This window comes from Pseudarthrobacter sp., from assembly GCF_036675385.1.
In the GTDB taxonomy this organism is placed as follows: domain Bacteria; phylum Actinomycetota; class Actinomycetes; order Actinomycetales; family Micrococcaceae; genus Arthrobacter.
The window spans coordinates 1-12,471 of the sequence record NZ_JAKFFD010000209.1 but is presented as its reverse complement, the minus strand read 5'-3'; the positions used below and the strand labels follow the sequence as shown (position 1 = coordinate 12,471).

Below are 12,471 nucleotides of genomic sequence, written 5' to 3'. Positions count from 1 at the left end.
TTGCCGGGACTTATCCACATCCGGGCGCGCGGGCCTGGCTGGGTAGGAACGAACCGACCAGCATTGGACCATGGAATCCGCCCCTCCTGCCCTTATCCTCGCCAGCCGCAGGCGCGCCCTCACCGGAAGCAGCCGTGGCGGCTAGTGATCCGGCAGTAGGTTTCTGCTACCTGACCGCCCTGCGTGTCTGGCGATTGCCCAGCCCACGGGTTCCGGACTACATCCACATCCTCACGCCATCACCCCACAAGGCGGGCAAACTCCCGTCGACTACCCGGGCCGCAAGGGATCCGAAAACGGGCCGCACCGGGTTGGACGACGTGCGGGGCTATGGAATATCCCGGCATCATTGGCAATCGGACGTCGTCGGCACCCGTGGGTTCGGTGTGACGCCACTGGTTCAGACGGTCATGGACTGTGTAGTCCGGCTGGAACTTCCTGAGTCCGTGGCCATCATGGACGCTGCGCTGGGGAACGGGCGCAAAGAAGGCGAAGGCCTCACTCGAGTCGATGTGCAGCATGCGGCGGCCGGTCTCGCTTCAGCTGCTAAACGCCGTCGGATCCTGGAGGTACTCGAACTGGCTGACGCTGCTTCGGAATCCGCCGGGGAGTCCCGGAGCAGGGCACTCATCCACGTTTTGGGGCTTCCGGCTCCGGTCCTGCAGCGTTCCTTCTATGACCATGAAGGTTTCATTGCGCGGACAGACTTTTTCTGGCCGGATTACGGCGTCATTGGGGAGTTCGACGGCGACGCCAAGTATCTCGACGACGACCTCCTGGACGGCCGCAGCACACGGGAAACCGTCCTGGCTGAGAAGAAGCGTGAAGACCGGCTCCGAGCGCTTGGCTACAAGGTTGTCCGCTGGGACTGGAAAGCCGTAACCGACCCGGAGTTATTGCGGCGGAAACTTGAACGTGCCGGAATCACTACGCAAGAATCCCCGCCGCTTGGCCTAATCCCCGTCGTGTTACCGGGGGAATGGACCACGTGACGGGGATTTCTCCTCGGATCAGCGAAGCCTAGAGGACGGGGAAGACTTCCATGCCGCCGAGGTACTTCTGCAGTGCGGCCGGGACGTTGACCGAGCCGTCGGCGTTCTGGTGGTGCTCCAGGATGGCCACGATCCAGCGGGTGGTGGCCAGCGTGCCGTTGAGGGTGGCTACGGCCCGGGTGCCCTTGGCAACGCCTTCGTCGTTGACCACACGCTCGCGGATGTTCAGGCGGCGTGCCTGGAAAGTCGTGCAGTTCGAGGTGGAGGTCAGCTCACGGTAGGCGCCCTGCGTCGGAATCCAGGCTTCGCAGTCGAACTTGCGGGCCGCGGACATGCCGAGGTCGCCGGCGGCGGTGTCAATGACGCGGTACGGGAGCTCGCACTTGGCCAGCATCTCCTCTTCCCAGGCCAGGAGCCGTTCGTGTTCGGCTGCGGCCTTCTCCACCGTGGTGTAAATGAACATCTCCACCTTGTTGAACTGGTGGACACGGATGATGCCACGGGTGTCCTTGCCGTGCGAGCCGGCCTCACGCCGGTAGCAGGAACTCTGGCCGGCAAACCGGATGGGCCCGGCCGTCAGGTCCAGGATCTCGTCCGCGTGGTAGCCGGCCAAGGCAACCTCGGAGGTGCCCACCAGGTAAAGGTCGTCCTCGGCGAGACGGTAGATCTCGGCGTCGTGCTTTACATCAAAGCCGGTGCCCTGCATGGTTTCGGGGCGCACCAAGGTTGGGGTGATCATGGGAACGAAGCCGGCCTCGATGGCCTGGTCCATGGCCATCTGCAGCAACGCCATCTCCAGGCGTGCACCCACTCCGCGCAGGAAGTAGAAGCGTGAGCCCGAAACTTTCGCGCCGCGCTCCATGTCGATGGCGCCGATCAGCTCACCGATTTCCAGGTGGTCCTTCGGCTCGAAATCGGGGAACTCGCGGGGCATTCCAACGGTCTTGACCACCACGTAGTCGTCCTCGCCGCCCTCGGGGACGCCGCCCTCAATAAGGTTCGGGATACTGCGCAGCAGTTCGTCCTGCTTGGCCTGGGCAGCGTCTGCTTCGGCCGATGCGGCCTTCACAGTGTTGGCCAGTTCCTTGACCTCGGCGAGCAGGGCTTTCTTCTCATCGCCCTTGGCCTGCGCCACCTTCTTGCCGAAGACGTTCTGCTCGGCGCGGAGGTTTTCAAACCGGATCATGGCGGCACGCCTGGCGGAGTCTGCGGCCATGATCGCGTCCACCACTGATTCGTCGGCGCCGCGGGCGCGCTGGCTGGCACGGAACTTGTCCGGGTTTTCGCTGAGGTCTTTTACGTCGATCACCAGACAAGAGTATCGAATCCGGCGGAACCAACACTGCCCGGCCGGACGGGGGGAATCGCGGCGCCGCGGCCGGGATACTGTTGAAGCACCATGAACGACTGGCTTCTCTACGTCCTGAGCGCGGCGGCGCTGGCTTTCGCCGTCTCCAGCTGGTGGGGCGTCCGGAAGCTCAAGGCCCTGCACATCCGCAGCGCGGTCCACGAAGAAGCGCATGAAACGGGCCTCACCCAGCAACGCGTGGTCGTCATCCTCAACCCCGTCAAGGCACGTGCCCCCGAAGCGAAGGAAGCCATCCGGCGCGCCTGCCTGACAGCCGGGTGGGACGAACCCCTCTTCCTGGAGACCACCGCCGAGGACCCGGGATACTCCCAGGCCCGGTCGGCGCTGGACTACAAGGCCGACGTCGTGCTGGTGGGCGGTGGCGACGGCACCGTGCGGGTGGTGGCAGAGTCCCTCGCACACACGGATGTGGCCATGGGCCTGATTCCGCTGGGGACGGGAAACCTCCTGGCGCGAAACGTGGATCTGGATGTCAACGACCTCCATGCCAACGTGCAGACAGCGCTTTTCGGCCACCAGCGCTACATCGATACCGCGCGGATGGGCATCGAGAATTCCCGCACGGGACACTCTTCCGAGCACGCGTTCCTGGTGATCGCCGGGATCGGCATGGACGCCGAAATACTCGCTGATACCAATGCCGGCCTAAAGAAAGCCGTGGGTTGGCTCGCTTATACCGAAGCCGGAATGCGTCACCTGCCGGGGCGGCGAAGGAAGGTCTCAGTCGCGCTGGATGACAAGCCTGAGCAGGTCCGGAACATCCGCAGCGTCCTCTTTGCCAACTGTGGGCTGGTCCCGGGCGGGATCGATTTCATCCCGGAAGCCATGATCGATGACGGCATGCTGGACGTGGTGGTCATGAGCCCCCGCAGCGCCATCGGCTGGCTGGCCATGTACGCGAAAATCCTGTTCAAACACAAGGGCAACCTGCCCATCATGACGATGTACCGGGCCGGCCGAATCGTCATCAAGTGCCCGGAGCCCATGCCCACGCAAATCGACGGCGACACATCCGGGCTGGCCACCAAGCTCACCGTCCGGGTGGAACCGCGCTCGCTCCTGATAAGGGTCAAGGGCCAACCGGCCTGAGCCGGCCCGGCCTCAGGCGGTTGCCTTCTTGGCAGTTCCTGCCTCTGCAGCAGCCTTCGCGGCACGTGCCTCGGACTGCTCGCGGATCATAGCCTGCTCCTCTTCGAAGCGCAGGCGGTCGGCGCGGTCAGCGTCGTCCCCGTCCCAGTCCTGGTTGTCGGCTGTGGGCTTCGGATTAACGATCATGCCCTGACCGTCGTTGTCTGTGCTGCTGGTGCTCATGACCTGTTCCCTTCATTAGGGGCCATCCCCCAAGTGGATCAAGCAAGCATACGCACAGTACCTATCCCGCGGAAGTACCTTGGCCTACGCTGTGGGCGAAGCCTTAGCCGGCGTCAGGCGGCGTTCATTCCCCCTGCAGAATCTGCCCCACCCATTCATGCGCCGCCTGGAATGCCTCGTCGGAGGTGTGTTGCGCGACGCTGGAGCTTTGGGCGTCAGCCCGTCCATACGAGCCCAGGAAGCGGGTGGCCGGGCTGATGCGGTGAAGACCGGCCAAAGCATCTGCCACACGGGCATCCGCGATGTGCCCGTCAGCGTCGATGCTGAAGAAGTAGTGCCCCAGGTACTGGCCCGTAGGCCGGGATTCGATCCGGCTGAGGTTCACGCCCCTCGTGGCGAACTGGTCCAGGATTTCCATCAGCGCACCCGGGCGGTCTTCCGGAAGCGGGACTACCACCGTGGTCTTGTCCGCACCGGTCCGTTCGGGCAGTGCGCCCGGCCTGCTCACCAGGATGAACCGCGTCACTGCTCCCGGATTGTCGCCGATGTTGTCCGCCAGGACTGTCAGCCCTGGCTGCTCCTGGGCCACAATGGGCGCACAGATCGCGGCGTCGTAGTGGGCGTCGCCGTTCAGGAGGCCCATGGCTGCCGCCGCTGTGGAGGAGCCGGCAACATATTCTGCACCTGGAATATTCTGATCCACCCAGAGACGGCACTGTGCCCAGGCATGGCCGTGCGTGGAAATCCGTCGAATATCCGCCAGCTCCACACCGGGTCGGGCCACCAGGACAAAGCTGATGGGGACCAGGACTTCGCGGATGATTCGCAGTTCCTGCCCGCTGGCGATGGCGTCCAGGGTGGCCGTGACCCCGCCTTCTACCGAGTTCTCGATAGGGACCATCGCTGCGTCCGCAACGCCATCGCGGACCATGTCCAGCGCAGCGTTGACGTTGGAGGCCGGGATGCGGGTGGCATCGGCGGCATCCGGAACCTGCATCAGCGCCGCCTCGGTGAACGTCCCCTCAGGCCCGAGGAAGGTGTACGTAACGGGTGTCGCGGGCATGGATTCCTCTGTGGTGACGGGACGCAGGTTCGGGCTGAACTACAGAATGAGCGGCTTGAGGCCGTTGTCGGACACGAGTGGCTTGCCGGACTCGAGCCACTGGTCCATTCCGCCGGCCACGTTGATGGCTGTATAGCCCTGTCCGGTGAGCCATTGCGCGGCGCGGAAGGACCGTCCGCCAGTGCGGCAGATGACATAGACGTCCTGGTCCGGGTCCAGTTCGTCAAGCCGCGCCGGAAGCTGGTCCAGGGGAATGTGCACGGCGTCCTCGGCGTGTCCGGCTACCCATTCGTAGTCTTCGCGGACATCCAGAATCACGGCGTCGGCTGGGACGTCGTTGACGGGCACGGTATCAAAATCGCTCATAGGAGTCCTCTTTCGGAGAATCACTGGTCTCCTTCCAGCCTAGCGCCAGCCGATCGCGCCGATCCCGAAACCAGGGACAAGTTACGCTGTTGAAGACCCGTAGGAGGATCCTTGCCCGCTGAGCAGCCCACCATCTTGGCCACGTCTGGAGGCTACAGGCAGGGTTTTCGAACACGCCTGGAGTTTGACCGCCTGCTGCACTACGCCGTGGAGCTTTCCGGAGCCAGCGGACGGCCGCCGCGGGTCACCCACGTGGGTACGGCCGCCGGAGATCAACGAGGGTTCAATGCGGAAATGGATGAGGCCGCGCGGCTGGCGGGCTTCGACTTCAGCCACCTCAACCTCTTCACCATGCCAAACCACGCAGACCCGGAGGCGCATCTGCTGGAACAGGACGTGGTGTGGGTGAACGGCGGCTCCGTGGTGAACCTGCTTGCCGTCTGGCGTGCCCACGGGTTGGACGGCATCCTCCACCGCGCGTGGCAGCACGGAGTTGTGCTGGCGGGGGTTTCGGCCGGATCAATCTGCTGGTTCCAGGGCGGCACCACTGATTCGTTTGGGCCGGAGCTGCGTGCAGTGACCAATGGCTTGGCCTTCCTCCCGTACGCCAATGGCGTCCATTACGACTCAGAGGAAAGGCGGCGCCCGCTGGTGCACCGGCTCGTGGCTGACGGAATGCTGGGGGAAACGCACTGCACGGACGACGGCGTGGGGCTGGTCTACCACGGCACGGAACTTGTGGAAGCGGTTGCCGAGGTACGGGGCAAGGGCGCTTACATCGTCACCGCGGAAGCCGGTGGAGCGGATGGACCCACCGCTTCCGAGAGGCGCCTGGAGCCTCGCTTCCTTGGCTGACATCCACGAACTGCCGGCTGTTCGGCTCCGGGATGCGCTCCGCGCGGGAGAGCTTTCAGCGCGGGAAGCCACAGCCCATTTCCTGGCCCGGATCGCAGAGCAGAACCCGTTGCTGGGCGCCTTTGTCACGGTCACGGCGGATCAGGCGATGACCGACGCAGCCGCCGCCGATGCCCGGTTCGTCCAGTTCCGAAAAGACTCCGGGAACGACTCCGCGCGGGACTCCGGAGGCAGCGCGGGCGCCCTGCCACTTCTGCACGGCATGCCGGTGGCATTCAAGGACCTGACCGACGTCGCCGGCGTGGTGACCACCCATGGAAGCGCTGCACTTGACCACAAACCGGCGCCCGCCGATGGCGCCCTCGCCGCAGTCCTCAAGGCCGCTGGCGTGGTCTCACTGGGCAAGACGCAGGTTCCGGAGTTTGGGCTGACGGCCTACAGCGAAAACCGCATCGCACCGCCGTCGCGCAATCCCCATGCCCCGAGCCGGAGTTCCGGCGGCTCCTCGGGAGGCAGCGCTGCCGCGGTGGCCGCTGGCCTGCTTCCGTTCGCGCCAGGGACCGACGGCGGGGGTTCGGTCCGCATCCCGGCCGCCGCCTGCGGCCTCGTGGGACTCAAACCCGGCCGCGGCGTGGTGCCGTCGGGCGAGAGTTCAGGCGACCCCGCCCGCCTGGTTGTAGCGGGGCCCCTGGCCCGCAGCGCAGCCGACTCGGCCCTGCTGATGGATGCTCTGGCACCGTCCCGTGACAGCAGTTATCTCGACGCCGTGGCACACGAGCCGCGCCCGCTGCGCATAGGCCTGACCCTGGACAGCCCCTGGTTCGCCACATTTCCGTTCACGCCCGAACCCGAAGCCTTGGCCGCGCTGCAGGCGGGCACCGAAATGCTGGAGCATGCCGGGCACGCCGTCAGCGAAGCCGCCATCCGCTACGACAACCGCTACCCGGACGCCTTCACCACCGCGTGGACCGCCGCCGTCGGAACCGCCCGGATCAGTCCGCACCGCGAAGCACTTCTGGCCCCGCTGACCCGCACCTTCAGACGCCGGGCCCAGCAGCGCAGCGCCGCAAAACTCAATGAATCGGTGGCGTTCCTGCGGCAATTCGAACGTGACACGATCACGCAGTACGGCGGCTGGGACCTGATGCTGATGCCGGCCCTGGCGCAGACGCCGCGCCCCGTGGGCTGGTTTACCGGCGCCACGCACGGCGACGAACCGTGGCCGGCAGCAGAATGGCCCGGGGACGCCGACGGCGACTACCGCCGGCAGTGCGAATTCGCCCCGTGGTCCTCCATGGTGAATGTCTGCGGCCTGCCTGCCATCACCATTCCCGTGCACTGGACCGGCGGGCAACCCGCGCATGGCCTGCCGATGGGGATCCAGCTTGTAGGGCGGGCGGGATCGGAACTGCTCCTGCTCCAGGTGGCGGCCCAGCTCGGCTTCTGATGCCAGTTTGAACGGCTCCGGGTGTCGACTCCGGGGCCGATCCGGAGGACGATTAAGGGGCAGTCACTATGAGGAGGTCTGTGATGTGCTATTCATCGATGGAGGATTTCGGGTGGCGTAACAAGAGAGAAGCCGACCGGAAACCCGAAGCGCGCCAGGAAACACCGCCGGACCGTCCGGAGCCGCATTACACGGCCCAGGACTTCACCTTCTGGGCCTTCCCGCGTCGCCGGAGGACCCACGAAGCCCAAAAACCGGCCGCTGAGCGCAGGCGCGAGAGAGTCTGATTTTGCGAGTCAGGCCCACCTGAAGAAAGGCCCCCTGACGGGGGCCTTTCCGCTGCCTGGCATCCTGCTTTGGCCCGGGATCAGTACCCGTAGCTGGAAGCGTATGTCAGCCCGATAATCAGGAGCAGCCAGAACGCTCCGTAACCCAGCAGGCAAAGGTAGCCCAGGACCAGCCCGGTGATGGACATACCCTTGCCAGAGGGTTCACGGCGGAGGGCCAGATGGCCGGTGATGACTGCGGCGATCTGCGGAATCATGAACCAGCCAAGGATGACCGAGGAAATGCCGAGCACCATGCTGGCGATACTCAGGCCCTTGGGCTCCTGGGCCGGCATACCGTAGTACGCGGGTTGTCCGTACGCCGGTTGGCCATAAGGGCTGGAACCCTGGCCGTAGGGGCTCGAAGGCTGGGCATATGTGGCGCTGTACGGATCGCCAGGCTGGCTGTACGCACCAGACTGGCTGTACTTGCCTGGCTGGTTGTAGTGGCCTGGCTGGGCGTACTGGTTCTGGCTGTACTGGTCCTGGCCAAACTGATTCTGGCCGTACGGGTTCTGGCCGTACGGGTTCTGGTCATACGGCGGCGGCGCCGGAATGCTTGGGCCATGGGGCGGCACAAACTGCGGCGGCTCGTAGCCTGCCGGCGAATCGCCGGGTCCCGCACCGGACCCTTGCGAATCAGGGCGCGGAGTTGGCTGGTCAGTCATGATTTTCCCCATTCGAAGTCTTCGCTTCCCAGCCTACCGCCGCCTGCATTACAGGCCTACAGCCGCCCTCATCCAGCCCTACCGTCCCCAATACGGCAGCACGTAGACGGCAAAAACCACAAAGGCAGCCAGGAACATCAGCCGGGTCATTCCACTGGCCGCGTCGTGCTGCGCCTTCGACTTCCTGGCGCGTCCCGAGCCGCCGCTGCCCGTCCCACTACGCGCCCCACGGCGGGTGCGATAGGCGGGCTGCCGGGGCCCGCTCCGGCCCCCTGTCTGCCCGGACCGCGGCGGCCCAGCCACCGGCGGCCCAGCCACCGGCGGCCCTCCGCCCGCCGGCTCTACAGTCGGTGACGTCACGGTCGGTGGCTTAACGGTCGGTGACTTCACGGTCAGCGGCTTCACGGTCAGCGAGTTCACCGCAGGACTTTCCGCCACAGATTCCTGCGTGAGCTGCTCGCCGAGGTGCGCATACAGGCCCACCACCGTCCGCTGGTCCAGCACCGGGGGCAGCGCCAGGACGGCAGCAACAACGCGGTCTGCCCCTGCCACGGCGACGTCTGAATTGGTGATGCCGAAGAAGTCCGGCTGCCCGGTGAGGCAGATCAACGGGCGGACGAACCGCCGGTGGGGCGGCGCCAGCACGGACGCGACGGCGGCGCACTGCGCCAATGCCCCGTCAACCGACTGCGTCCTGGCAAACCGGCCCTGCCACAGGACCCCGGCGGCGACACTGACCTCGCCGGTCCAGTTCTTGGCATCGACCACCACCACTCCGCCGGGACCAATCAGCACATGGTCAAGGATGGCTTTGGGCCGCCCGGGCCAGCGGACGTCGTTCAGCAGGTACCAGCCGTGCGGAATGAGCAGGCCCAACCTGTCCGCCACGAGCCGTTCGCCAACAGCACCGGCGTCGCACGGCTTCGTGGCCCGTTCGGCCTGATCGAGTTGGCGTTTCAGCCGCTGCACCCGTTCTGCAGCAAGCCTCGACTGCTCGGCCGCGCCGTCTCCTGCCCCCATGACGTACCCCCTGGCTCCCGCATGCCAACTCACCGCAGTGTGCGACTTACTGCAGTGCCAGACGCTTACCGCACTGCCCGACGGCGGCGCTCCCCGCCGTCGGGCAGTCTTTCCTGAGCTTTTCCGAACGTAGCAGCGCCGCGGGGAGCCGGTATATAGGTACTTTTGGGGCCAGTACTTGCTTTAACTACTTGCTGCCGAGCGTCCGGCGGGGACTTTTCCGCGTCATAGGGACCGGATTATGGACCGCGCGTTTTGACTCCAGCCCACGTCTGGCATGCTGGTGCCATGGCTAGCCGCGCGGGCACAGTTGCCCAACCCCAGGACCTTGTTGACATCACTGCGCTCCTCGATGCGTATTACGACATCACGCCGGATCTGGGTGATCCCGGCCAGCGCGTGGCGTTCGGCACTTCCGGGCACCGCGGATCGAGCCTCAAGGCGTCGTTCAACGAAAAGCACATCGTCGCGATCACGCAGGCAATCGTGGAGTACCGCGCCGGGCAGGGCATCACCGGCCCGCTGTTCCTGGCGAAGGACACCCACGCCCTCAGCGAGCCGGCGCAGAACTCCGCCCTGGAGGTTCTCGCAGCCAACGGCGTGCACGTGATGGTCGACGCGCGGCACGGCTACACCCCCACACCGGCACTGAGCCACGCCATCCTCACCTACAACAACAACCGCCAGCCCGGCACTCCGGAAGCGGACGGCATTGTGGTCACGCCCAGCCACAACCCGCCCGGAGACGGCGGCTTCAAGTACAACCCTCCGCACGGCGGCCCGGCCGATTCCGACGCCACGGGCTGGATCGCCAACCGTGCCAACGAACTCCTCGAAAACGACCTGCGGGGAGTGAAGCGCATCCCTGTCGCCGACGCCCTCGCCGCGGACAGCACCGGCAAGTTCGACTTCCTCAGCAGCTACGTTGACGACCTCCCGTCCGTGTTGAACCTGGACGCCATCCGCGAGGCCGGTGTCCGCATCGGCGCCGACCCCATGGGCGGGGCTGCAGTGGATTACTGGGGCGAGATCGGCGAGCGCCACCACCTGGACCTGACCGTAGTGAACCCCACCGTGGATCCCCAGTGGGCGTTCATGACCCTGGACTGGGACGAGAAGATCCGGATGGACTGCTCCTCGCCGTTCGCCATGGCTTCCCTGATCAACAGGATGTCCGACGGCGGCAGTTCAGCCGCGTTCGACGTCGCCACCGGTAACGACGCGGACGCCGACCGCCACGGCATCGTTACACCTCTTATCGACGGGGTGGGTGGCCTGATGAACCCGAACCACTACCTCGCCGTCGCCATCGATTACCTCTACCGCAACCGCAGCGGCTGGAACCCCAACTCGGTGGTGGGCAAGACCCTGGTTTCGTCCTCGATCATCGACCGTGTGGCGGAAAGCCTGGGCCGCAAACTGGTTGAAGTCCCCGTGGGCTTCAAGTGGTTTGTGCCGGGGCTGCTGTCCGGCGAAGGCGCGTTCGGCGGCGAAGAGTCTGCCGGCGCTTCCTTTAACAAGCTGGACGGCAGCGTCTGGACCACCGACAAGGACGGCATCCTGCTGGCGCTGCTGGCCTCGGAGATCACCGCGGTCACCGGCAAGTCGCCATCGCAGCTGTACAAGGGCCTGACCGACCAGTTCGGCGCTCCCGTATACGCGCGCATTGATGCAGCAGCCACGCGGGAGCAGAAGGCGGCACTCGGCAAGCTCTCGCCGTCGGACGTCACTGCAACTGAACTGGCCGGCGAAACCATCACCGCCAAGCTGACCGAGGCGCCCGGCAACGGCGCGTCGATCGGCGGGCTCAAGGTGGTCACGGAGAACGCCTGGTTCGCCGCACGCCCGTCCGGGACCGAGGACGTCTACAAGATCTACGCCGAGTCCTTCAAGGGCGAGGAGCACCTCAAGCAGGTCCAGGCGGAAGCCAAGGCGCTGGTAGACGGCGTCATCGCCTAGCCTCCCCAAAAAAGACCAGACGCTCTCTCACTAGATGCGCTTAAATGACCGACGCTCTCTCACTTTCTTGAGGAAAGTGAGAGAGCGTCGGTGTTAAAGCCGCATTAAATGAGAGAGCGTCAGACGGTGCGGACAACGTCCTCGTAGCGGAACTTGGGCTTCGCTGCGCCCCAGGCGTCTGCGCCGGCCTGGCCGATGTTGACCACCAGGAAGCTCTTCTGGTCGCCGGCCGGGAAGAACGCGGCGTCGATGGCACCGAAGTCGGCTCCGGTCATCGGGCCGGCTGCGAGGCCGAGGGACCGGACGGCCAGGATGAAGTAGCCGGCCTGCAGGTGGGCGTTGTTGTTGCCGGTGGACGCAGCCAGGTCCGGGGCGGCGTCGTACATGGCCTTGGGTGCGTTGTATTCGGGGAGGAAGTTGTCCCATTGCTCGGCCCAGGCGGTGTCGTAGCTGAGGATGGCAACCAGCGGCGCGGAGGCGGTCTTGGCCTTGTTGCCGTTGGCCAGGGTGTCCACCAGCGTGGCGCGGGCCTCGTCCGAGCGGACGTAGGTCACGCGGAGGGGCTGGGAGTTGAAAGCCGTGGGGCCGAACTTGGTGAGCTCGTAGATGGCGCGGGCCTGGTCCTCGGTCACCTCACCGGTGAAGGAGTTGGCCGTGCGGGCCTCGGCAAAAATGGCGTCGACGGCGGCCGAATCGATAACCGCTTCTTCGTGGGCAATAGTCATGGCGTACCTTTCGCTGGGCCGCTCATCGCAAATGATGGGCCGGCGGTCTGCTTTCCTTAGTTGTAACTTCAAGCGGGCCGGACCTCTTCCCAATACGGCTGGTGACGTTCACCACAGCGGAGGCGGGATTTCTGCTTGACCCCTCCAGAAAGCCTGAGGAACATGGGCGGTAAAGGCGCAGCCTGCCTGATCGTGCTCCCTGCGCCGCCCGACCCCAGCAGGGACGTGATTACATGTCGGAGCCTCGGAAGCGCCCATCATGGATCCGGTCCTCCGCCGCTCTGGCCGCCATCGTGGCAGTCGTGCTGACGGGCTGCACAGCGGCACCGCCGGCGCCTGTGCAGGTCACCCGAGCGACCGTGACATACCG

General features: G+C 65.6%; 12 protein-coding genes. 5 read left to right on the top strand and 7 right to left on the bottom strand.

The features are described 5' to 3' along the window. The first annotated feature begins 410 nt into the window (after nucleotides 1-410). Nucleotides 411-992 carry a hypothetical protein gene (locus tag V6M49_RS17460; RefSeq protein ID WP_332762348.1) on the top strand — a complete coding sequence of 194 codons (582 nt, stop codon included), beginning with the start codon at nucleotides 411-413 and terminating at the stop codon, nucleotides 990-992. Nucleotides 993-1,020: 28 nt separating this feature from the next. Here the strand turns inward: V6M49_RS17460 and serS are convergent, their stop codons facing one another. Further along, the gene (gene serS / locus V6M49_RS17455; RefSeq protein WP_332762346.1) at nucleotides 1,021-2,301 is read right to left on the bottom strand and encodes a serine--tRNA ligase; all 1,281 of its coding nucleotides are present in this window, start codon (nucleotides 2,299-2,301) and stop codon (nucleotides 1,021-1,023) included. A gap of 90 nt (nucleotides 2,302-2,391) precedes the next feature. Between serS and V6M49_RS17450 the strand changes: the two genes are divergently transcribed. Beyond that, nucleotides 2,392-3,450: a diacylglycerol/lipid kinase family protein gene (locus V6M49_RS17450; RefSeq protein ID WP_141139104.1), complete on the top strand. Its 1,059-nt coding sequence runs from the start codon at nucleotides 2,392-2,394 to the stop codon at nucleotides 3,448-3,450. Between the two features lie 12 nt (nucleotides 3,451-3,462). On the opposite strand, the gene V6M49_RS17445 is transcribed toward V6M49_RS17450, so the two are convergent. From V6M49_RS17445 to V6M49_RS17435, 3 genes are all read right to left on the bottom strand, one after another. Continuing rightward, the gene (locus tag V6M49_RS17445) at nucleotides 3,463-3,672 is read right to left on the bottom strand and encodes a hypothetical protein (protein ID WP_141139103.1); all 210 of its coding nucleotides are present in this window, start codon (nucleotides 3,670-3,672) and stop codon (nucleotides 3,463-3,465) included. A 124-nt stretch (nucleotides 3,673-3,796) separates the two neighbouring features. Continuing rightward, nucleotides 3,797-4,735, bottom strand: coding sequence for a prephenate dehydratase (pheA, locus tag V6M49_RS17440; protein ID WP_332762343.1), 939 nt, complete (start codon nucleotides 4,733-4,735; stop codon nucleotides 3,797-3,799). Between the two features lie 39 nt (nucleotides 4,736-4,774). Further along, a complete protein-coding gene (locus V6M49_RS17435) occupies nucleotides 4,775-5,101 on the bottom strand; it encodes a rhodanese-like domain-containing protein (RefSeq protein ID WP_056347663.1) in 327 nt (108 codons plus the stop codon). Between the two features lie 111 nt (nucleotides 5,102-5,212). On the opposite strand from V6M49_RS17435, the gene V6M49_RS17430 reads away from it, so the two are divergent. Together V6M49_RS17430 and V6M49_RS17425 are read left to right on the top strand one after the other, a co-directional pair. Further along, complete coding sequence (locus V6M49_RS17430) at nucleotides 5,213-5,956, top strand: peptidase E (protein WP_332762340.1); 744 nt, start codon at nucleotides 5,213-5,215, stop codon at nucleotides 5,954-5,956. After that, nucleotides 5,949-7,403 (top strand): amidase, encoded by a 1,455-nt coding sequence (locus V6M49_RS17425; RefSeq protein ID WP_332762338.1) that lies wholly within the window; start codon nucleotides 5,949-5,951, stop codon nucleotides 7,401-7,403. Before V6M49_RS17430 ends, V6M49_RS17425 begins: the two co-directional genes overlap by 8 nt. Nucleotides 7,404-7,770: 367 nt before the next feature. Here V6M49_RS17425 and V6M49_RS17420 read toward each other — a convergent pair whose 3' ends face one another. Beyond that, complete coding sequence (locus tag V6M49_RS17420; protein ID WP_332762336.1) at nucleotides 7,771-8,397, bottom strand: DUF4190 domain-containing protein; 627 nt, start codon at nucleotides 8,395-8,397, stop codon at nucleotides 7,771-7,773. 78 nt (nucleotides 8,398-8,475) lie between these two features. Continuing rightward, entirely contained in the window at nucleotides 8,476-9,417 is a 942-nt protein-coding gene (locus V6M49_RS17415) for a nuclease-related domain-containing protein (RefSeq protein WP_332762334.1), read from the bottom strand. Nucleotides 9,418-9,705: 288 nt separating this feature from the next. On the opposite strand from V6M49_RS17415, the gene pgm reads away from it, so the two are divergent. Next, on the top strand, nucleotides 9,706-11,376 hold the full coding sequence (gene pgm / locus V6M49_RS17410; protein WP_141139097.1) for a phosphoglucomutase (alpha-D-glucose-1,6-bisphosphate-dependent): 1,671 nt from the start codon (nucleotides 9,706-9,708) through the stop codon (nucleotides 11,374-11,376). Between the two features lie 119 nt (nucleotides 11,377-11,495). Here the strand turns inward: pgm and V6M49_RS17405 are convergent, their stop codons facing one another. Beyond that, nucleotides 11,496-12,101 (bottom strand): malonic semialdehyde reductase, encoded by a 606-nt coding sequence (locus V6M49_RS17405; protein ID WP_332762330.1) that lies wholly within the window; start codon nucleotides 12,099-12,101, stop codon nucleotides 11,496-11,498. Nucleotides 12,102-12,471 lie beyond the last annotated feature (370 nt).